Consider the following 21761-nt stretch of genomic DNA (forward strand, 5'->3'; position numbering starts at 1 on the left):
TTATCGTGGTGAAGGCCGAGTTTATAAGAATTTTGTGCTATAATAGAGGGATAAGATAGGGGTGAATACTATGGCGAAATTGATGCCGGGTAGAGTCCGTAATGAGGGGATTAAACTTTTTGAAAAGGGGCTAATTGCCATTCATCAGGTCTCAGAAACTCAGTTGGACACGACAGTTGGCCAACATCATTTAATTTATGCGCTCGATGATTCTGAAATCACGTGTGACTGTGATTATTTCGCTCAAAAAGGCTATTGTCCCCATTTGGCGGCGGTTGAGTATTATCTAAAAAATGATAAAGAAGGCCAGCGCCTCTTGGCAGAACTGGAAGAGGAACAAGAGCTCTCTCAGGGCCAAGAGCGAGGTCACTCTTTTGGTGGTTTATTTTTAGAAGGGCTTTCCCTAAATGAAGATGATACCGTTAGATATAGCTTGATGGTAGAGGGAGAGGAGTCTACCTTTGGTTCAGAGATTTGGTGGAGCATACGTTTACGTCGCTTACCAGATGAACGTTCTTATGTTATTCGAGATATTCCTGCCTTTCTCAAACTTGTAGAGGCTGAGGGTTATTATCAGATAGGTAAGAACTACTATGAACTCCTATCACTTATTCAATTTGACCAGGCTTCACAGGCATTTTTAAACTACCTAGGACGGATGATTCCAGATGAAGCCAAGACTAATTTAGACTTTATTTTACCGAATAATGCACGTCACCTTTGTCTCCCCTACGGTTTTTTTGAGGAAGGTCTGAGACGGATGCAAGATTTGGATGGCTTTAGGTTTGAATGGGAAGGAACTGAATACCGCCAACTTTTGGTCGAGGACTTGACTGCTGATGCCAATCTCTTCTCGTTTGATATTTGTGTCGAGCCCAAGATGATTGAATTGACTGTTTCTGAGAAGAATAGTCAGGCCTTTTTTAATAATCGTATTCTCTTTTATCAAGGTGTTTTTTATCGTCTGAATAGAAAACAACAAAAACTTTTGGTTGGCTTACGCTCTCTTCCAATCGGAAGCGATTTGAATAAGCACGTCAGCTTTAATCTCGATGAACAAGCCATCTTGGCTGCTAGTCTTTTTGATTTTAAGACTATGGGGCCGGTTAAGGCACCAAAAGCTTTTAATATCAAGGATTTTACACCGAGATTTCGCTTTAATCTGAAAGGTGATAGTGAGATTGTTCTTACATTAGCCTTTGATTTTGATGGTTTTTTGGTACATGATCGCCAAGAGTTGAGTCGTTTGGGATTTACTAGTAACTATCGTCATGAGCAGGCTGTTTTTCGTTTGATGTCTAAGCATGGATTCACCCCTGATTTTCAGTCATTTAAACGATTAAGTAGCAGTCAAGAGCTCTATGATTTCTTTACAAATACTCTACCAGATTTTGGAAATGCAGGAACGGTTCTGATTGGACAGGAGTTACGTGACTTACGGGTTGAGCAGAGTCCACAGGTTCAGGTAGAGCGTCAGGGAAATTTATTAGATATTTCCTTTGATTTTTCAAGCCTTGACGATGAAGATGTGGATCATGCTTTAGCAGCCTTGATGGAAAGCTCGCCCTATTTTATCAATCGTAGTGGTCAGTTGATTGTTTTTGACGAAGCGACGCATCGTATTAGTGAGAGCCTCAAAACTCTGAGAGCTCGTTATTCAGGAAAAGGTCACCTAGAACTCCATCAATTAACTGCCTATCAATTGATGGATGCTCTTTCAGAAAGTGATTCTGTTCGTTTTTCAAAAGATTTCCAACTCTTAACGCAACATTTGAGTAAGCCAGAGACCTTTGATTTGCCAACCTATAAGGTAGAAGCTGGCCTTCGTCCCTATCAGGAAAAAGGTGTTCAGTGGCTATCTATGTTGCATCACTATGGTTTTGGAGGTATCTTAGCCGATGATATGGGGTTGGGGAAAACTTTGCAAACTATTGCCTATCTCTCTGCACATTTAGAAGAAGGACAACGAGTTTTGGTTTTGTCACCATCAAGCCTGATTTACAATTGGCAGGATGAGTTTAAAAAGTTCGCTCCTCAGTTAGATGTAGCGGTTTCTTATGGACTCAAGCCAAAACGTGATGACATCATTGCCGAAGACCACCAGATTATCATTACAAGCTACGCTTCCTTCCGTCAGGATTTTGATGCTTATAAGTCTGGCAAATATGACTATCTCATTCTCGATGAGGCTCAGGTCATGAAGAATACACAGACAAAGATTGCCCAATATCTACGTGATTTTTCTGTTCCACATTGCTTAGCACTATCTGGAACGCCTATTGAAAATCATTTGTTGGAGATTTGGTCTATTTTCCAGATTATTCTACCAGGACTTTTACCAGCTAAAAAAACTTTCCTTAAGTTAACACCTAAGGAAGTGGCTAGGTATATTTCTCCCTTTATTCTAAGACGTAAAAAAGAAGAGGTTCTTCCTGATCTACCAGATTTGATTGAAATTACTCACCAAAGTGAATTGTCAGATGCTCAAAAGGCTATCTATTTAGCACAATTGCAACAGATGCAACAAGGATTAATTTCGGCAAGTGATCAGGAAATCAACCGTCATAAGGTGGAAATCTTGTCAGGAATTACCCGCTTACGCCAAATTTGTGATACCCCAGCCCTCTTTATGGATTACGCTGGTGATAGTGGGAAATTAGATAGTCTTAGAGACCTACTTAGTCAAATTAAGGAATCAGACCATCGTGTCCTTATTTTTTCACAATTTCGTGGGATGTTAGATATTACAGAGGAACTTTTACAAGAGGTAGGTATTTCCTCTTATAAGCTAACAGGGTCGACCCCATCTGATAGTCGTCAGGAGATGACCAAAGCCTTTAATCAGGGGAGTCGAGATGCCTTTTTGATTTCTTTAAAAGCAGGGGGTGTAGGGCTCAACTTGACTGGTGCTGATACAGTTATTCTGATTGACCTTTGGTGGAATCCAGCAGTGGAAATGCAGGCTATTAGTCGTGCTCATCGTATCGGTCAGGAACAAAATGTCGAAGTTTTCCGTTTGATTACAAGAGGTACTATCGAAGAGAAGATTCTTGAGCTTCAAGAAGGTAAGAAAAATCTCGTTACAACAGTATTAGATGGCAATGAAAGCCGTGCTAGCATGACAGTTGAGGATATTAAAGAAATTCTTGGTATTGCAATATCTTAATCTGTTATATTTAATATTGGAATACTAAAATATAAAATGGCACTAGGCAAATCTTCTGAATTAGGCTATAATAGAATATTGCAAGACGTATCTCCCCATTCCCGATTGTTTATATTAAGATACGCATCATCTCGAAAACGAAAGGAAGTCTTTTATGCATCGCCAAAGACGACAATTTCCGCTGATTCCGGACGGAGAATCTTGCTTGCAAGAACCTATCTCTATGCGTCTATATGAAAATGAAGATTTAATCACTAATATCCGTGGTCCTTATCAGGATAAGGACTATAACGATTTCTTGCTGAACCATGAATTCTTGTCAGCTAAGGCTCATAAACGTAAGCAGGCTCCAAACCGAGCTGAAACACAAGAGGATGGAATGACTTATGCTGAAGAAGCCCGTGAAAAGGCGAAGCGTGACGTACGTGATAAACGCCAAAAATACCTACGTCAAGAAGTTCAATCAACTAAATCTACGAATATCCGTTCACTAGCTGCTAAGCCTAAGGTAGAAAATAAACCAAGCTTTGAGGCTACTGTTGAGGCAGTTGCTGTAACAACGGATAAGGAGCCAGTGACGGCGTCTATCTTGGAAGCTCCTGTGAGTGCTATTAAGAGAACATTAGCACCTAATGGGAAGCACTCAAAAATCCATCACTTGGCAAATCGTCTGAAACAAGATACTTATATCTTGGCAGAAGTGGTTCCAACTTATCAACAACCTAGTAACCCATCTCGTAAGAACGTCAAGAAAAATAGCTATGACTTCTTGAAACGTAGCCAGGTTTATAATTACCCAGAACGTCAAGCTTACCGTGAACACCGAATTGCTCAAGAACTAAATTTGACGCATTTAGAAGATGCAAATTAATCGCAGTTTGATTGCAAGGAGAAACTATGTCAAAAACTTATCATTTTATTGGAATTAAAGGATCTGGCATGTCGGCTTTGGCCTTGATGCTCCATCAAATGGGACACAAGGTTCAAGGTTCTGATGTGGAAAAATACTACTTCACCCAACGTGGTCTTGAGCAAGCGGGTATTCCAATCCTTCCTTTCGATGAAAAAAACATCACTGAAGATGTTGAATTAATTGCTGGGAATGCTTTTCGTGAAGATAACAACGTTGAAATTGCTTATGCCATTAAAAATGGTTATAAGTTCAAGCGTTACCATGAATTTTTGGGTCATTTCATGAATCAGTTCACTAGCTTTGGTGTGGCCGGTGCACATGGTAAGACCTCTACGACAGGACTCTTGTCACACGCTATGAAAAACATCACAGATACGTCATACCTTATCGGTGATGGAACAGGACGTGGTTCAGCCAATGCGCAATACTTTGTCTTTGAAGCAGATGAATACGAACGTCATTTCATGCCGTACCATCCTGCTTACTCAATTATCACTAACATTGACTTTGACCATCCAGATTACTTTACGAGTATTGATGATGTTTTCTCAGCATTCGATGATTATGCAAAGCAAGTACAAAAAGGGCTCTTTGTTTATGGTGAGGATTCTAACCTCCGTAAAATTACATCCAATGCACCAATCTATTATTATGGTTTTGAAGAAAATGATGACTTCATGGCAACAGAGATTGTTCGTACAACGACGGGGTCTAACTTCAATGTGAAACATGATGGACAAATCATAGGGAAATTCCATGTACCAGCTTATGGTCGTCACAATATCTTGAATGCAACTGCGGTTATTGCTAACTTGTATGTAGCTGGTTTTGACATGGCCTTAGTTGCTGAACATCTAAAAACTTTCTCTGGGGTTAAACGCCGTTTCACAGAGAAAGTTATTAGTGATACTGTTATCATCGATGACTTTGCTCACCACCCAACTGAAATTATTGCAACGCTAGATGCAGCACGTCAAAAATACCCATCTAAAGAGATTGTTGCTATTTTCCAACCACATACTTTTACCCGTACCATTGCTCTTCTTGATGACTTTGCTGAGGCTTTAAATGAAGCGGATGCTGTCTATTTGGCACAAATTTATGGTTCTGCGCGTGAAGTTGACCACGGTGATGTAAAGGTTGAAGATCTTGCCGCTAAAATCAATAAACCTGCCAAAGTGGTTACAGTTGAAAATGTTTCACCTCTCCTTGACCATGACAATGCTGTCTATGTCTTTATGGGAGCTGGAGACATCCAACTTTATGAACGTTCATTTGAAGAGCTCCTAGCAAGCTTGCAAACCCACATGTAATATATTAAGGGCTGTAGCGATTTCGCTCAGCTCTTTCTCTTGGATAGAAAGGGAGTTTAGATGATTATTCGACACGCTAGAACGAATGATTGGACTGATGTTGTTCGTATCGAACAAGATAATTTCTCGCCTGAAGAGGCTGCTACACCAGAGGCTATTGCAGAGCGTTTAGAGACAATTTGTGATACCTTCCTAATTGCTGAAATTGATGGCACTGTAGCTGGTTATATAGAAGGACCTGTGATTGCGGAACGTTATCTCACAGATGACCTGTTCCATAAAGTGGCTCCTAATGTTAGTCAAGGAGGCTATATCGCAGTTACTAGTTTATCTATCTCCAAAGACTTTAAAGGGCAAGGTGTTGGAACATCCTTGATTGCAGCTCTTAAAGACCTAGCTATTGCTCAAAAACGTCAAGGGATTAGTTTGACTTGTCATGATTACCTGATTACCTACTATGAGATGAATGGTTTCATTGACGAAGGAGAATCCAAATCAAACCATGGCGGTAGCATTTGGTATAATATGGTCTGGGAGAACCCAGAAGGCTAGTAATGCCAGTGTTACGTTACTGTGACAAAGAACCAATTGATTTGCATTAACTGACTTTTTAAGATATAATGGCGTTTGTTACTATAGAGGAGGTATGCCTTGACGGACAAGTATAATGAACACTCGGAATCTGCTGAAGATAGCCTAAGCTTTAAAAATCAGATTCTTCGAGATTTACAAGAAGCGACACGGCTCCGTTCTCTTCGTGAGGAGGAGCATAAAAAAAGTGCAACTATGCCCGAGACACCACTTTCAATGTCAGCTGATAGCCATGCAATAGATTCTGGATCAGCGTCAAATAAAGTAAGTAACCAAAATTTGAGTTCTCATTCTGTTGCTCATAGTGCTATAGTTAAAACTATGACTTCTGAGACGGCTCGAGATTTTCAAGATAGTGTTGACTTGTCTTCTAATTCTCAAGCTGATTCTTTAGCCCCTAATGTCCATTCAAACGTAATATCAAGTCCTAAAGAGCAAGTTGATAAGGAGAAAAATTTAATTATTCCTCAGGAGACTGAAATGTTGAAACGTCGTTTTAAACGTCCAGTTTGGGAAACTAGTCTTAACGCGGAATCAGAGGAAGAATATATTCCTGCAGATGTTGCTAAGGAGCTCATTGAAGCTAAGGCTAAAGAATCTATCTACACGAATCCTAAAGAATTGGTGTCCAAGATGACATCAGAACGTCAAAAAGAAGCATTTTTGCAGGAACATCATACAGCAAGTAATCACTCTGAACCAGTAAGGGTTCAGTCAGACCTAGTAACTGACGACAATGAGAGTGATGAGAGTATTGCTTTAGCAGCCTCTGAAAAAGCTAACAAAAAGAAACGTAAGAAAGTGAAGAAGAAAGAGTCCTCGCTAAAAGATGTTAAACAGGACGAAATCATCAACGAAGAACCGATTTCACGCTCCAATCGAAATCAAAAACGCAATAAAAATAATCGTCGTGCAGGACGAATTGCAAGAAACATAATTGTCTTATTGATTCTTATCTTATCATTAGCTGGATTCTTTGGTTATCGATATGTTAGTGATGCAGTTGGTGCAAAAGATGTCAAGTCGACTAAGTTTATTAGTGTTGAAATTCCTGAAAATTCAGGTAACAGTTACATCGGTCAGTTGTTGGAATCAGCTGGTGTCATTAAATCTGGTAAAGTCTTTAATTACTATACCAAGTTTAAGAACATTTCAAATCTAAAAAGTGGTTACTATAACCTTCAGCCTAGTATGACTATGGATGAAATTATTGAGGCACTTCAGAAAAAAGGAAGTGATAAGCCTCAGGAACCATCTCTGGGTACAGTCTTGGTTAAAGAAGGATACACCATTGAGCAAATCGCCAAGGCGGTTGAAGTTAATTCATCAGCTAAAAAAGGTAAACATTCATCTACTGGACTTAAGGCAAAAGACTTCTTGAAACTTATGAAGGATGATGTTTTTCTTACTAAGATGAAAGCGAAGTACCCAGCCTTGTTGGCAAACCTTCCGAAGGATACAGATGCTAAGTATGTCCTAGAGGGTTATCTGTTCCCAGCGACTTATAACATTCATGACGATACGACGGTGGAATCTTTGGCAGAGGAAATGCTCTCTACGATGGACACCTACCTATCACCATACTATGCAACAATTTCATCAAGTGACCACAATGTTAATGAGATCTTGACTTTAGCTTCTCTTGTTGAAAAAGAGGGAGCAACTGACGATGACCGTAAAAACATTGCTAGCGTTTTCTATAATCGTCTTGATTCAGACATAGCCTTGCAAAGTAATATCGCGGTTCTTTATGCTCTTGGAAAACTTGGTCAAGAAACGACCTTGAAAGAAGATGCAACGATTGATACGAATATTGACTCCCTTTATAATGATTATGTTCATAAAGGGTTGATGCCTGGTCCTGTAGATAGTCCTAGTCTGTCGGCAATAGAAGCGGTTATCAATCCATCTTCTACCAAGTACATGTACTTTGTGGCGGATGTATCAACTGGTAATGTCTATTTTGCTGAGAGCTATGAAGAGCACCAGCACAATGTTGAAACTTATATTAATAGCAAACTAAAAGATAAATAGTCTGATTGGTTAATTAAAATTCCGTAACTAACTACTGAGTTTGATTTTAAACCAACTGGCTAAAAAACAGGAAAGAGGAAAAAATGGCAGAAAAAACATATGTAATGACCCTAGCAGAAAAAGAACAACTTGAAGCAGAATTGGAGGAGTACAAACTCGTACGTCGTCCAGAAGTTGTAGAACGAATCAAGATTGCCCGTTCTTATGGTGACCTTTCAGAAAACTCTGAGTATGAGGCGGCTAAAGATGAGCAAGCCTTTGTTGAAGGTCAAATTCAAATTCTTGAAACAAAGATTCGTTACGCAGAAATCGTTGATAGTGATGCTGTTGCTAATGACGAAGTTGCGATTGGTAAAACAGTTGTTGTGCAAGAAGTTGGTACAAGCGACAAAGATACTTACCATATCGTTGGTGCAGCCGGTGCTGATATTTTCTCAGGTAAAATTTCAAATGAAAGCCCAATTGCTCAAGCCTTGATTGGTAAGAAAGTTGGAGATAAAGTAGCCATCGAATCACCAGCAGGTAGCTACTCTGTTGAAATCCTTAGTGTAGAAAAAACAGCCTAAGCAAATGTTAGGACAAAATTGTCCAGTATTTGAACAAACATCGAAATACCTACATGATGTAGTAGATGTTTGATCCTTGTGGGAGTGAGGCAGAACGTTTGTTCTGTCTTACTCCTTTTTTAGTTACCAGCGATATTAGGAGCTAGGTTAGTCTGAGTTTATCTATAAGAAAACACTCTTGAAGTTTTTTGAACTACACCCCAAAAGTTAGACAGAAACAATCTACCTTTTGGGGTGTTTTATTATGAAATTGACTTATGAAGATAAAGTTTAAATATATGAATTGAGAAAACAAGAGGAAGAGTACCTAAAATGGGACGTAAACGTAAGAAAACTTGGGAAGAAATACCAGAGCTAGAGCGACTTCAAGAGGAGAATGAACGCTTATGTACCGAGGTGGCTTACCTAAAAAAGTTAAAAGAGCTAGAAGGCAGGGACGAAGCCTTACAGCGAGAAAGTCAGAGATAATTAGAGAAATAGTCACAAGAGGATTTCGACTAGATTTACTTCTTGAAACGGATGGTTTAGCTCGCTCAACTTACTACTATCAGGTGAAGAGACTGGGTGGGCTTGACAAAGATAAAGAGCTTAAAGCTGAGATTCAAGATATTTTTACTGAGTGTAACGTCTGATGAAGGCTCTTGGTTTAAGTGCTCGAATTCGTCAAAAACGGAAGTACTCTTCATATCAAGGAGAGGTTGGCAAGAAAGCAGAGAATCTCATTCAACGCCAGTTTGAAGCATCAAAACCAATGGGAAAGTGCTACACAGATGCGACAGAGTTTACCATTCCAGCAAGCAATCAAAAACTCTATTTATCGCCAGTTTTAGATGGTTTTAACAGCGAAATTATCGCCTACAATCTTTCTACTTCGCTCAACTTGAAATAAATAAAATCTATGCTAGAACAGACCTTCACTGAGTAACATTATACAAATACGATTCTTCATAGTGACCAGGGATGGCAATATCAACACGATTTCTATCATCATTTTTTAGAAGACAAAGGAACCATCCATGTCACGTAAAGGGAACAAGCCCATACAACGGCATGATGAAGTCTTTCTTTTGCATTCTGAAGTCTGAGATGTTTTATGGTTATGAGAAGATGTTTAAGTTAATTGAGCATTTGAAACAAGCTATTGTAGGCTATATTGATTACTACAACAATAAACGAATTAAGGTAAAACTAAAAGGACTCAGTCCTGTGTAATACAGAACTAAATCCTTCGGATAAATTAATTGTCTAACTTTTTGGGATCAGTACATTGTTCCAAGAGTGTTTTGTAGCTTATTTACGATTTTGTTTACCAGCGTTACGATTTTTTTGGGGTTTATTTGCAATTGCTTGGGTATTTTTTGGAGTGACATCTTTACGCTTGTTTGGTGTTGTACGAGGGGCTTTTGGAGGGTTCTTTTTGAACTCTTCAGCAACTTTCTCTTTTAAGCGAGGTTTGATGATATAGTTAGTAATCAACTGCTGGATAATAGAGAAGATACCACCAACAAACCAGTAAAGGATTACGGCTGCAGGTGAGCTGATACCAAAGAAAATCATCATGATTGGCATGCTGTACATAGTCGCCGCCATTTGCTTACGTTGCTCCTCAGGAACTTGTTGAATAGACAACCAAGATTGGAAATAGTACAGAGCGGCAATGATGATAATCAATGGGAAGTCACGATGACCGAGGTTAAACCAGAGGAAGTCATCCTTGAGTACACCAGGAGTGTAACGTGCTGCATAGTAAAGCGCTGAGAAGAATGGAAACTGAATCAATAGAGGAAGACAGCCAACACCGCCCATTAAGCTTAGGCCGTTTTCACGCTGAGCTTGCATGAGTTCAGACTGGGCAGCCATTTTTTCTTCTTGAGTTTCAGCGTTGCGCAAACGTTCGTTAATTGGTTCTAAGACAGGAGCAAGGTACTCACGTTTTGCTGATTGGTAGGCCGCACTACGAGATTGGTGAAGACCAAGTGGTAAGATAATCAAACGAACAATGATAGTTACGAAGATAATACCAAGACCAAATCCCAGATTTAAATTATGTGCGAAGTAGGTGATGACGTGGCTCATAGGGCGACCAAGTAGGTTCCAAACCCAACCAGTAGGATTACCAGACTTATCAAGGCTCACACATCCTGATAGGAAGAGAAGCATGCTGGCAGCAAGCCCCATAAGGGCTAGACGTTTTTGATTTTTATTCACAATATCATTCCTTTTGTTTTTAGTTATACTTGTCTATTTTACCCTTTTTTAAGGAAGAGAACAAGTTAAAAACGGAGCTCCGACCTTAATTAGCCATGCGAAAATCGCTGTAATTAGGGAAGTTAGCCATGGTCACATCGACATAGGTTACTTTAGACCATTTTGAAGGCCCTTTTCGAACTTCTTGGATAAACTTAGCTAGCTTAGCAGGCTTATCTGATTGTGCTAGAATTTCAACAGTTCCATTATCGTTGTTCCAGACTCGACCGTAAATATCTCCAATTTCGAGTGCTAATGCATAGGTTGAATAACGAAAACCAACACCTTGGACTCTTCCTGAGACTAATAATCGTACTTTTTGCATGGCCCATGACCTCCTTTTGAAACCTCTTTCTTTCAGTATAATCCTTGCTATAAAGTCGGTCAAGTCCAAGATTTATCAAGCAATTTCTGCTATAATGAGTGTATGGAAATCATTCAATCAAAGCAAAATGCTAGTATCAAGACTGCTAGAAAATTGTTGCAACGCAAGCACCGTAAAACCAGTTATCTTTTAGAGGGGTGGCATCTCTTTGAGGAAGCAAAGGCAAGTGGTGCGGATATTCTTCAAATTTTTGTGCTTGAGGAGATGGCTGACCGTGTAGCTAATATGTCTAAAGTTAAGTTGGTTAGTCCAGAGGTGCTCAAGGAGCTCTGTGAAACTCAGACCCCCCAAGGGATTGTGGCAGAAGTTGCTAAACAATCTCAAGCCTTGCCAGAGTCTCTTTCAGGAAAGTACCTTCTCTTGGAGGATGTTCAGGATCCTGGTAATGTAGGAACAATGATTCGAACAGCGGATGCTGCAGGTTATGATGGGGTCTTTTTATCAGATAAATCCGCTGATATTTATAATCAGAAGACCTTACGTTCTATGCAGGGAAGTCATTTTCATCTGCCAATCTATCGTGGACCGATTCTTGAGATGGTTGAAACTTGTAAAAAACATGATTTAACAGTCTTGGCAACGACTCTCTCAGAGGTTTCCGTTGACTATAAAGCAGTTAAGACAGACGGTAATTTTGCCCTAGTGATGGGAAATGAAGGTCAGGGAATCAGTAAGGAGATGGCTGAGTCTGCGGATCAACTGGTACATATTAACATGCCGGGCCAGGCAGAGAGTCTCAATGTTGCTGTTGCTGCAGGGATTATCATGTTTAGTCTCTAGGTCCTAAGGCTGATTTTATTGGAAAATATTCGCCTTTTAAAATAAATTTAAGCTCTAGTGGTATAATGAAGAAGCGTTAGAAACATTAATGAGGTATTATTATGAAGCGACCAGAAGATGATAAAGAATTCATGGAAGTTGTTGGACATTTGATTTCACACCCACGTTTTCAAAAATTGGATGGGATTGTCCAACACCATCATTCGACACGTTTGGAACACTCGGTTAATGTTAGTTATACTAGCTACAAAATTGCTAAAAAATTTGGCTGGGATGCTAAGAGTACTGCTCGAGGTGGTCTCTTGCATGACTTTTTCTATTATGATTGGCGAGTAACCAAATTTAATAAGAGTCATGCTTGGGTGCACCCACGGATTGCTGTTCGTAATGCCAGAAAGCTTGTTAATTTAAACAAAAAAGAAGAGGATATCATCCTCAAACATATGTGGGGAGCAACTATTGCACCGCCAAAGTATAAGGAATCTTATATCGTTACCATGGTGGATAAGTACTGGGCTGTTAAAGAAGCAGTGACACCTTTACGAAATCGCATTAAAAATCGTAAGTTTTTCCGTCGCAAGACTCTACAAAGTCACCACCATTAATTTATTAAACTTAGGAGATATTTATGGAATCAAATGCAATTTATACAACTAGTGATGCAGGATTAAATCGCTTTTTCGGGAAGATTTACGGTCTTGTTGGTATTGGGGTAGGGATTTCAGCAGTCATTTCTTATCTGATGTTATTCCCTCTCTCTCATCTTTTTGTTAATATTCTGATGAATTATTCTTGGGTTTATACGGCAGCTATTTTTGTTGAGTTAGCTTTGGTTTTTTTGGCTAGTGGTGCTGCACGAAAGAACACACCTGCGGCTCTGCCCTTATTCTTAGTTTATTCAGCCTTGAATGGTTTTACATTAAGTTTTATCATTGTCCAATACACTCAGGCTAATGTTTTCCAAGCTTTTATTAGTACTGCCATTGTCTTTTTTGTCATGGCACTTATCGGAGTTTCTATTAAGCGTGATTTGTCAGGAATAGTCAAATTTCTTATGGCAGCTTTGATTGGAATTATTGTGGCTAGCTTAGTTAATATTTTCTTTGCAAGTAGCACGATGAGTTTTGTGATTAGTATTGTATCAGTTCTCATTTTCTCTGGCTTAATTGCTTATGACAATCAGTTAATTAAAAAGATTTATTATAGTACTAATGGTCAAGTCACAGATGGGTGGGCGGTTTCTATGGCGCTCAGTCTCTACTTGGATTTTATTAACTTGTTCTTGAATATCTTGCGAATCTTTGCAAGTCGTGACTAGTAAAAAAAATCAGCCAAACGGCTGATTTTTTTGTGTTTAACGTTTTTTGTAATTATTTCTTGTTAACCTGTATAGGTGTAGGAGAGTAGATAGTAATCCCATTTTTCGACATAGCTATCTTTGTCGGAAAAGGCCCACTTATCGTCTTTCTTAGTGAGTTCAACTGAGTAATCCTTAAAGATATTTGTTTCGTCTGTCTTTGGTACTGATGGACTTACTTTTTTAATTGAATTAGGTAAGTAAGTTTCCATATAGTATTGTTGGGTCAATTGGTCGACATTTCCAGCGTTAGCATATTGCTTTGTAGGTGTTTTTTTAGATCGTCAGTAAGACTTGGATGGTTAGCCGCATATGCATCGTCTGCAGCTTTCATACTGATAGTTGACATGTCAACGTTAAACTCCGTCTTATATTTAGTAACGATAATGTTATCAACAGACTAACTACCACGTTCACGATTATCAGTTTAAACACATCCGGAAACTTTTGGAACTTCATCTCCAGTTGGTTTGATATTATCAGTTTCATCATAGCTATATTGAAGACTATCTGAGAAATATTGACTAAGTTCACTCTTAGCCTTATCTAAGTCATTAGAAACAAATTTATTGTAATTTTTACTTTCTCCATCTAGAGAAACTGCGTTGAAATAAGTATCAACATCTTTTTTTACATTGGTAGTTGTTTGACCATCGAAATTTTTTGGACTAGTAGAAACAGTCTGTCCTTTTGTCTTTTCATCTTTTGATTCAAAATAGAGTTTATATTTTGAATCGTTGTTCACTTCGAAAAAGAGAGAGACAGTCTTGTAGTCATTAGCTTCAACTTTTCCAAAGTCATCTGTAGCATTTTCTACGTTATTATTTTTGTTGAAGAGAATAGGTAGGTCATCTTTGTCAATCTTACTTGCTGTGACTTTTTTACCATCCTCATCTTTGAGGTAAAACTGTTTAGCAGATGTTTTTAGCTCATTTTTCATATCTTCAGAAATATCCTCAAGTTTGAATGAGGCTTCAACCAAGGTTTGATCAGCTTTAAGTTTGAGGCCTCTTCTAGACATATAGACAATGTCGTTAACAGAAGCTTAGCATCGAGTTTTGGTTTGGCACATGCTGACAATGTAAAGACGGCTATTAGAGAAATCGCCCCAGAATAAAGATATTTTTTTATAAATAATCCCCATTATTTTATTAAGGTTATGCGTCTATTGTATTATGAAATATCCCTTGAGATTATTAGAAATTTGGGGTTCAAGCCTTTTCTTATGCTATAATAAGGTTACTATTGTAAAAAATGGAGAATAAAATGACAAAAACACCCTTTATTACGGCTGATAAACTTGATCAAATCACTGCAGAATTTCCAACACCTTTCCACCTTTACGATGAAAAAGGTATTCGTGAAACAGCGCGTGCAGTTAATGCAGCCTTTTCATGGAATCCTGGTTTTAAAGAATTCTTTGCTGTAAAGGCAACACCTAATCCAGCAATCCTCAAAATCTTGAAGGAAGAAGGGTGCGGTGTAGATTGTGCGACTGATACAGAGCTTGTCATGAGTAACAAAATTGGTTTTGATAGCACTGCTATTAGTTTTACGTCTAATGATACACGTGCAGAAGAATTTGTTTACGCGCGTGATATTAATGCGACAATTAACCTTGATGCTTACGAAGATATCTTCTTCTTGGAAGAGGCTGCAGGGCTTCCTGAAACGCTTTCTTTACGCTTTAACCCAGGTGGTGTCTTTTCACTTGGTACAGATATTATGGATCATCCTGAAGAATCTAAATTTGGGATGACTAAGGAGCAACTTTTCAAAGGTTATGCCTACCTTAAAGAAAAAGGGGTGAAATCATTCGGTTTGCATGCCTTCTTGGCGTCAAATACAGTAACGAATGAGTACTATCCAACCTTGGCTGCTCAACTCTTTGAATTGGCTGTAGAAATTAAGAATGAGCTTGGTGTTAGCCTTGACTTTATCAACTTATCAGGTGGTGTTGGGGTAGATTACACGCCAGCGAACAAGCAAAACGATATTGCTGTTATTGGTGAAGGTGTTCATACTAAATTTGATGAAATCCTTGTTCCAAATGATCTCGGGGACATCAGTATTTACACTGAACTTGGTCGTTTCATGACAGCGCCACACGGACTCGTTGTTACTAAGGTTCTCCATATTAAGGATACTTATCGACGTTATGTTGGTGTTGATGCTTCTGCAGTTAACTTGCTTCGCCCAGCAATGTACGATGCCTACCACCACATTACTAATATGACTAATCCAAATGGTGATATTCAAGTGGTTGATGTCACAGGTTCGCTTTGTGAAAACAATGACAAGTTTGCTAAGAACCGTGAATTGCCTGAGGCTCGTATTGGAGATACCTTGGTTATTCATGATACTGGTGCCCATGGTTTTTCAATGGGTTATAACTATAATGGTCGTCTTCGTTCGGCAGAAATTCTCTATCAAGAAGATGGAACAGCGCGAATGATTCGCCGTGCAGAGACTATGAATGATTATTTTGCGACACTTGACGGATTTGATTTTGAAATTTAACAAATAGGCTAGACCTAGGAGGTCTAGCTTATTTTGCTTTAATGATAACCGCTTCAAGAATTATATTAGCCATCTCTTCTGGAGATTCAATACAGTCTTCCTTGAGCCAGAGTGTCAAAATGGTGATAATGGTACTAATCGTATACTTCCAAAGAATACTCGACTGGGATATGATAGTTTTTTTCCATAAGTTCTGTGATAATTTCGATATCAGAGTTAAGGATGGTCTCGGTAATGAACTTACGAATTAATCTATTGATATTTGGAATGTGTGTCATGAATATGAGAGAGCTCATGATTTCCCTTAAGATATCGTCGCATCTCGGTTAGAACACCTTCTTGATAGGTTATATCCTTTTGCAGAATACTTGAAATTTTATCTAAAATTTTAGAGAAGGTGGTTTCAACCAAGTCATCTTGATTTGAATAGTAGTAGAAGGTTGGTCTGCTGAGATTTACCTTTTTGATAATGTCTGTGATGCTGATTTGTTCGAGTGAACTCTCTTTTAAGAGTTCAGTAAATGCATTAACAATTTTTTGTTCGGAAATAGTTGATTCCTTTAGCATAAATCCCCCCCTTTTATATAAACATAATAATTTCAAGACTTATATAAAAAACTAATTTTTTCCCGGAAATCTTACAAGTCCTTTACAGTTGTAAGTAAAAGAAGCTGAAGCTCTCATTTTATCAGTATTTTAGAAAAGTAATTTTTTTGCGGACTCGTTAAGAAACCAACGTCTTATTTGTCAGTAAGGCCTATTTTTGCTATAATATAAGGTAAATCAACGTTATAGGAGAATTAAATTTATGAACACCGTCCTTTGGATTATTCTTGTTTTTGTAGCCCTTTTAGGTGGCTTTTACGGAGGCGCATATTTTGCCCGCAAACAAATTGAGAAAGAATTAGCTGAAAATCCTCGTTTGAATGTGGACGCTGTTCGTACAATGATGTCAGCAGCAGGTCAAAAGCCTAATGAAGCCAAAGTGCGTCAAACATATAATCAGATTATTAAACAACAAAAACAAGCACTTGCAGATAGCAAGAAAAAATAATGGTGGGGAGCTGGGACGTGAATCTCAGCTTTTTACATGTAATGTAAGGGGATAAGGAGGCAAGATGGATAATCGACCTATAGGATTTTTGGATTCTGGTGTCGGAGGCCTGACGGTAGTACGTGAGCTTAAACGTCAGTTGCCTCACGAGTCTATTGTTTATATTGGTGATTCTGCTAGGGCCCCATATGGTCCTAGACCAGCAGGACAAATCAGAGAATATACATGGCAGTTGGTTAAATTTCTCCTGACTAAAGACGTAAAGATGATTGTTATTGCTTGCAATACGGCGACAGCAGTAGTTTGGGAGGAAATTAAAGAGGCTTTGGACATTCCAGTACTAGGTGTTGTTTTGCCTGGTTCTAGTGCTGCCATTAAGTCTAGCCAGTCTGGTCAAATTGGTGTCATTGGTACTCCTATGACAATTGCATCTAATATATATGAGCAAAAAATTAAGCGTCTGGCGCCTCAAATGAATGTCCTGAGTTTGTCCTGTCCCCGTTTTGCCCCAATTGTTGAATCCAATGAAATTAATTCAAGTGTGGCTAAAAAGATTGTCTATGAAAGCATGGCTCCTTTAGTTGATAAGGTAGATACCTTGGTTTTGGGTTGCACCCACTACCCACTTTTACGACCGATTATTCAGAATGTTATGGGACCAAGTGTCAAATTAATTGATAGCGGAGCTGAAACTGTTCGTGATGTTTCTGTCTTGCTCAATTACTTTGAGATTAACCGTAGTCGTGAGGTCGAAGACAAGACGGAAGAATACTACACCACAGCTAGTGTGCTTGGTTTTAAAGAAATTGCTGAACAGTGGCTGGGTGAGGAAGTTACTGTCCAACATGTAGATTTGGACAAGGAGTTAGAAAATGACTAAATCAATTTTTGAATATAAGGATGATCAAGACTGGTACTTGGCTAGTTTTGGAAGCTATAATCACTTGACTTGTTTTGGTGGCGATGAGGCTTACGAACAATTTGTTGACTTTTTCCAAGCTTTGACTAACGTTTTGGCTGTCAGTGACTTTCAGTTACATATTGCTAAACATTCTTCAGACCTTCGCTTAGTATCCTTTATTTTGGATTGCTTGAAAGAGGAAACTGGTCGGGACTTAGCTGTTACACAACATCAAGGAGCTTTGATAGTTAGTGAAGGAGATAAGCTTGTCTATGTGCATGTGCCTAGAGAGGGTGTCGTCTTGAGTGATTTCTTTGGTTCTGATAACAAATCAGACTTTGGTGATGTCCTATTGATTGCGACACGCAATGAAGGAAAAACCAAGGAGTTTCGGGAACTCTTTGGAAAGCTTGGTATTAAGGTAGAAAATCTTAATGATTATCCAGATCTTCCTGAGGTTGCTGAAACGGGTATGACCTTTGAAGAAAATGCACGCTTGAAGGCGGAAACTATTTCGGAATTAACTGGTAAGATGGTTCTTTCAGATGATTCAGGTTTGCAGGTAGATGTTCTTGGAGGTTTGCCAGGTGTGTGGTCTGCTCGTTTTGCGGGTCTAGAAGCTACCGATGCTGAAAATAATGCTAAGTTACTGCATGAACTTGCCATGGTACTTGATGATAGCAAACGCTCAGCCCAGTTCCATACAACTTTAGTTGTTGCAGCACCTGGACGTGATAGTTTGGTTGTTGACGCCGACTGGAAGGGTTATATTGGACGAGAACCTAAAGGTGACAATGGTTTTGGTTATGATCCCCTTTTCTTAGTTGGTAATACGGGTAAAACAGCAGCAGAGCTTTCTGCAGAAGAGAAAAATGAACAATCTCACCGTGGACAAGCTGTTAAGAAACTTATGGAGGTCTTCCCAGCATGGCAGAACAAACAATAATCGTAATGAGCGACTCCCATGGAGAACGTGACATTGTAGTAGATATAAAAAATCGTTATCAAGGGAAGGTAGATGCTATTTTCCATAATGGAGATTCTGAGTTAGAATCAAGTGATCCTGTTTGGGAAGGTATCCATGTGGTTCGTGGCAACTGTGATTATGATTCAGGTTATCCAGAACGTTTGGTCGTTAAACTTGGTGATGTGATTATTGCACAAACCCATGGTCATCTCTATGGCATTAATTTTACCTGGGACAAGTTAGATCTTTGGGCGCAACAAGAGGATGCTGATATCTGTCTATATGGGCATTTACATGCGGCAGCAGCTTGGCGAAATGGTAAGACAGTGTATATCAATCCAGGTTCTGTTTCACAGCCACGTGGCCCAATCCATGAGAAACTCTATGCTAAGGTGATTATAAACGATGCAAAGATTCGTGTGGAATATTACACACGTGACCATGAACTTTATTCAGAACTTACACAGGAATTTGAACGATGATTGCTAAAGAATTTGAAGATTTTTTGTTGGCTCGCTTAGATAATTATTTGATCCCATCAGATCAGGTTGCTATTTTTATTGATAGTCACAACGCTAATCATGTGGTTTTGCTTTTGACAAGCAATGGTTATTCGCGCGTTCCCGTTTTGACTAAGGATAAGCATTATCTTGGGACCATATCTTTGACGGATATTAAACGTTATCAAGATGAACATAACTTGCAAGAGTGGGAGATGGTTAACCGTGATATCGGTCCGATGACATCAGATGTCGTGGAAACAGTAGAAGATAATGCCAATCTAAATGAGGTAATGCATAAGCTAGTTAATAATCCTTTCCTTCCTGTGGTTGACAGCCAAGGTATTTTTAAAGGGATTATTACACGAAAATCGATTCTAAAGGCGGTTAATAGCCTCTTACATGACTTTACACATGACTATATCATCATTCCAAAAACAACTGACAACTCAGATCACTGATTTTCTGGCTACTAAGGTCATTTCGGAGAGTTCAAAGCAAGCTTATGCTTATGATCTTAAGCAGTTTGCAACGGCGATCTCAGGACAAATTGATCAAGCTAGTCTCAAGCTCTATGAAAACCAACTGAAGGAATGGAAGCCATCCGTACAAAAGCGTAAGCGCTCTGCGGTCAATCAATTTTTGCTATACCTCTATCAAAAGGGTGAATTAACGAAATTTTTCAAACTATCAGAGACAGTAATACTACCTTCTCAGGAGGATAAGTTGCGAATACTGAATCTTTCATCTCTTTACGAGGGGCATGAAGGGGTTGGTAAGCTGTCTTGTCTGCTGATTCTAGAGCTGGGACTCTTACCTTCAGAGATTTTGGAGTTGGACTGGGTCGACATTGACTTGGATTTTGGTGTTGTAACTGTGGCCAAGGGAAGCACTAAGCGTGTTCTCAGACTTGAAGCAGATGTGAAGCAGTATTTGTTGGCTATTAAAGATATCAACAGCCAGGGCTTGCTTTTGGGTAAGGTCTATACCCGACAATGGCTGTATAAGCAAATCCAGACTTATGTTAGTGACTGTGGCTTATCGGGGGTAACTGCCCAAGTCTTGCGCCAGCAATTTATTCTTAGACAGATTGAAAAGGGAACGGGCGCCTTTGAACTTGCTCGTTTACTCGGGCTAAAAAGTCCAGTGACCTTGGAGAAATACTATAAAACCTAATGGATATTAAGTTAAAAGATTTTGAGGGGCCACTGGATTTGTTGCTCCATCTGGTTTCTAAGTATGAGGTAGATATTTACGATGTTCCCATTGTTGAGGTTATCGAGCAATACTTGGCTTATTTGGCAACCTTGCAAGCCATGAAGCTTGAAGTTGCTGGGGAATATATGCTTATGGCTAGTCAGCTTATGCTGATTAAGAGTCGTAAGCTTCTGCCTACAGTGGTGGAGGCTGAGCCTGAAGCAGATGATCCTGAGCTAGAACTCTTGAGTCAATTGGAAGAGTATGCACGCTTCAAAGCAGCTAGTCAAGAGTTAGCTAAGCAGCATGAGGTACGTGCTCAGTATTTTTCAAAACCAAAAGTTGAATTGGTTTATGAAGATGTGACGTTGAATCAGGATAAGACTATTCAAGACATTTTCTTGGCTTTTTCAAAAATCATGGCTGAAAAGCAAGAAGAAATTCGCCGAAATCACACGACTATTGCGCGTGACGATTATAAAATTGAAGATATGATGCTGATTATTGAGGAAGCATTTGGCTCAAAAAATGAGCTACATTTAGATGAACTTTTTACCGATGCTAAAGATATGAATCAAGTAATCACCCTCTTTTTGGCAACTCTTGAATTGATTAAGGTACATCGAATCTCGGTACAGCAGGAAACAATTTTTGGAACAATCACTCTAAGAAAGGAATGGACGAATGAGTAGTCACTTAGCACGATTAGAAGCTTTACTTTTTGTGGCTGGTGAAGATGGTCTTAGTCTACGTACTATGGCACAGCTTTTAGAAATGCCAGTGACTGGACTGACTCAGTCCTTGGAAAAATTGCAAGCCAAGTATGAGGCAGATGAGGATACGGCTCTTTGTTTATTGGAATCGTCAAATACCTATAAGATCGTGACTAAGCCTGATTTTGCAAGTCTTCTGCGTGACTATTCCAAAACGCCAATCAACCAAAGTCTATCCCGAGCGAGTCTCGAGGTACTTTCTATAGTTGCTTATAAACAGCCCATTACTCGAGCTGAAGTTGATGACATTCGAGGTGTCAATTCCAGCGGCGCTATTGCCAAGCTTCAGGCTTTTGATCTCATTCGAGAGGCTGGTAAAAAGGATGCTGTGGGTCGTCCCAACCTATATGCGACAACTGATTATTTCTTAGATTATATGGGAATTAACAGTTTAGACGAACTTGTGGCCATTAATCAACTAGAACTTGAAGAGCAAGAAACGAGTCTCTTTAGGGAAGATGCTTCAGAAGAGCTTGAGGACTTGGATAATTAAGAGT

Annotated in this window: 23 protein-coding genes and 1 pseudogene; 19 read left to right on the forward strand and 5 right to left on the reverse strand. The window is 39.2% G+C overall.

What is annotated here, in order from left to right; genetic code table 11:
- Positions 1–70 precede the first annotated feature (70 nt).
- From EL076_RS01405 to EL076_RS01435, 7 genes and pseudogenes are all read left to right on the forward strand, one after another.
- Entirely contained in the window at positions 71–3166 is a 3096-nt protein-coding gene (locus EL076_RS01405; protein ID WP_126428983.1) for a DEAD/DEAH box helicase, read from the forward strand.
- A 154-nt stretch (positions 3167–3320) separates the two neighbouring features.
- Positions 3321–4037: a hypothetical protein gene (locus EL076_RS01410; RefSeq protein ID WP_039976622.1), complete on the forward strand. Its 717-nt coding sequence runs from the start codon at positions 3321–3323 to the stop codon at positions 4035–4037.
- Positions 4038–4063: 26 nt separating this feature from the next.
- The gene (gene murC, locus EL076_RS01415; RefSeq protein ID WP_003095189.1) at positions 4064–5392 is read left to right on the forward strand and encodes a UDP-N-acetylmuramate--L-alanine ligase; all 1329 of its coding nucleotides are present in this window, start codon (positions 4064–4066) and stop codon (positions 5390–5392) included.
- Between the two features lie 60 nt (positions 5393–5452).
- Entirely contained in the window at positions 5453–5944 is a 492-nt protein-coding gene (locus EL076_RS01420; protein WP_003095047.1) for a GNAT family N-acetyltransferase, read from the forward strand.
- Positions 5945–6043: 99 nt separating this feature from the next.
- Entirely contained in the window at positions 6044–8017 is a 1974-nt protein-coding gene (gene mltG / locus EL076_RS01425) for an endolytic transglycosylase MltG (protein ID WP_003095145.1), read from the forward strand.
- Between the two features lie 83 nt (positions 8018–8100).
- Complete coding sequence (greA, locus tag EL076_RS01430; RefSeq protein WP_003095077.1) at positions 8101–8583, forward strand: transcription elongation factor GreA; 483 nt, start codon at positions 8101–8103, stop codon at positions 8581–8583.
- Positions 8584–8865: 282 nt separating this feature from the next.
- Positions 8866–9795 (forward strand): annotated as a pseudogene (locus EL076_RS01435) (IS3 family transposase); the annotation flags it as partial.
- Between the two features lie 78 nt (positions 9796–9873).
- Here the strand turns inward: EL076_RS01435 and yidC are convergent.
- Both yidC and EL076_RS01445 read right to left on the reverse strand, forming a co-directional pair.
- Positions 9874–10791, reverse strand: a complete 918-nt coding sequence (gene yidC, locus EL076_RS01440) for a membrane protein insertase YidC (protein WP_003098040.1) — start codon at positions 10789–10791, stop codon at positions 9874–9876.
- A gap of 85 nt (positions 10792–10876) precedes the next feature.
- Complete coding sequence (locus EL076_RS01445; RefSeq protein WP_037621586.1) at positions 10877–11155, reverse strand: acylphosphatase; 279 nt, start codon at positions 11153–11155, stop codon at positions 10877–10879.
- Between the two features lie 102 nt (positions 11156–11257).
- On the opposite strand from EL076_RS01445, the gene EL076_RS01450 reads away from it, so the two are divergent.
- From EL076_RS01450 to EL076_RS01460, 3 genes are all read left to right on the forward strand, one after another.
- Positions 11258–11995, forward strand: coding sequence for a TrmH family RNA methyltransferase (locus EL076_RS01450; RefSeq protein ID WP_003098035.1), 738 nt, complete (start codon positions 11258–11260; stop codon positions 11993–11995).
- Between the two features lie 101 nt (positions 11996–12096).
- Positions 12097–12600 carry an HD domain-containing protein gene (locus EL076_RS01455; protein ID WP_003098033.1) on the forward strand — a complete coding sequence of 168 codons (504 nt, stop codon included), beginning with the start codon at positions 12097–12099 and terminating at the stop codon, positions 12598–12600.
- A 23-nt stretch (positions 12601–12623) separates the two neighbouring features.
- Positions 12624–13313 carry a Bax inhibitor-1/YccA family protein gene (locus tag EL076_RS01460; protein WP_003098029.1) on the forward strand — a complete coding sequence of 230 codons (690 nt, stop codon included), beginning with the start codon at positions 12624–12626 and terminating at the stop codon, positions 13311–13313.
- A 62-nt stretch (positions 13314–13375) separates the two neighbouring features.
- Here the strand turns inward: EL076_RS01460 and EL076_RS01465 are convergent, their stop codons facing one another.
- Positions 13376–13564: a hypothetical protein gene (locus EL076_RS01465; protein WP_227278534.1), complete on the reverse strand. Its 189-nt coding sequence runs from the start codon at positions 13562–13564 to the stop codon at positions 13376–13378.
- A gap of 215 nt (positions 13565–13779) precedes the next feature.
- Complete coding sequence (locus EL076_RS01470) at positions 13780–14373, reverse strand: hypothetical protein (protein WP_003092193.1); 594 nt, start codon at positions 14371–14373, stop codon at positions 13780–13782.
- A 245-nt stretch (positions 14374–14618) separates the two neighbouring features.
- Here EL076_RS01470 and EL076_RS01475 point away from each other — a divergent pair, with 245 nt between their 5' ends.
- Positions 14619–15872: a diaminopimelate decarboxylase gene (locus EL076_RS01475; RefSeq protein WP_003092158.1), complete on the forward strand. Its 1254-nt coding sequence runs from the start codon at positions 14619–14621 to the stop codon at positions 15870–15872.
- A gap of 252 nt (positions 15873–16124) precedes the next feature.
- Here EL076_RS01475 and EL076_RS10165 read toward each other — a convergent pair whose 3' ends face one another.
- The gene (locus EL076_RS10165; protein WP_003098020.1) at positions 16125–16439 is read right to left on the reverse strand and encodes a TetR/AcrR family transcriptional regulator; all 315 of its coding nucleotides are present in this window, start codon (positions 16437–16439) and stop codon (positions 16125–16127) included.
- A 241-nt stretch (positions 16440–16680) separates the two neighbouring features.
- On the opposite strand from EL076_RS10165, the gene EL076_RS01485 reads away from it, so the two are divergent.
- The 8 genes from EL076_RS01485 (at position 16681) to scpB (ending at position 21757) form a co-directional block, all read left to right on the forward strand.
- Entirely contained in the window at positions 16681–16926 is a 246-nt protein-coding gene (locus EL076_RS01485) for a YneF family protein (RefSeq protein ID WP_003098017.1), read from the forward strand.
- A 64-nt stretch (positions 16927–16990) separates the two neighbouring features.
- Complete coding sequence (gene racE, locus EL076_RS01490; RefSeq protein WP_003092217.1) at positions 16991–17806, forward strand: glutamate racemase; 816 nt, start codon at positions 16991–16993, stop codon at positions 17804–17806.
- On the forward strand, positions 17799–18773 hold the full coding sequence (locus tag EL076_RS01495) for a nucleoside-triphosphate diphosphatase (protein ID WP_003092145.1): 975 nt from the start codon (positions 17799–17801) through the stop codon (positions 18771–18773). The genes racE and EL076_RS01495 overlap by 8 nt, the downstream gene beginning before the upstream one ends.
- A complete protein-coding gene (locus EL076_RS01500) occupies positions 18755–19276 on the forward strand; it encodes a metallophosphoesterase (RefSeq protein ID WP_003092148.1) in 522 nt (173 codons plus the stop codon). The genes EL076_RS01495 and EL076_RS01500 overlap by 19 nt, the downstream gene beginning before the upstream one ends.
- Entirely contained in the window at positions 19273–19755 is a 483-nt protein-coding gene (cbpB, locus tag EL076_RS01505) for a cyclic-di-AMP-binding protein CbpB (RefSeq protein ID WP_003092169.1), read from the forward strand. Before EL076_RS01500 ends, cbpB begins: the two co-directional genes overlap by 4 nt.
- Positions 19709–20470, forward strand: coding sequence for a site-specific tyrosine recombinase XerD (gene xerD / locus EL076_RS01510; protein WP_003092233.1), 762 nt, complete (start codon positions 19709–19711; stop codon positions 20468–20470). The genes cbpB and xerD overlap by 47 nt, the downstream gene beginning before the upstream one ends.
- On the forward strand, positions 20470–21183 hold the full coding sequence (locus tag EL076_RS01515) for a segregation/condensation protein A (RefSeq protein WP_003092139.1): 714 nt from the start codon (positions 20470–20472) through the stop codon (positions 21181–21183). The genes xerD and EL076_RS01515 overlap by 1 nt, the downstream gene beginning before the upstream one ends.
- On the forward strand, positions 21176–21757 hold the full coding sequence (scpB, locus tag EL076_RS01520; protein WP_003092126.1) for an SMC-Scp complex subunit ScpB: 582 nt from the start codon (positions 21176–21178) through the stop codon (positions 21755–21757). Before EL076_RS01515 ends, scpB begins: the two co-directional genes overlap by 8 nt.
- Positions 21758–21761: the final 4 nt, after the last annotated feature.

It is taken from the genome of Streptococcus vestibularis, from assembly GCF_900636445.1.
GTDB classification, from domain to species: Bacteria; Bacillota; Bacilli; order Lactobacillales; family Streptococcaceae; genus Streptococcus; species Streptococcus vestibularis.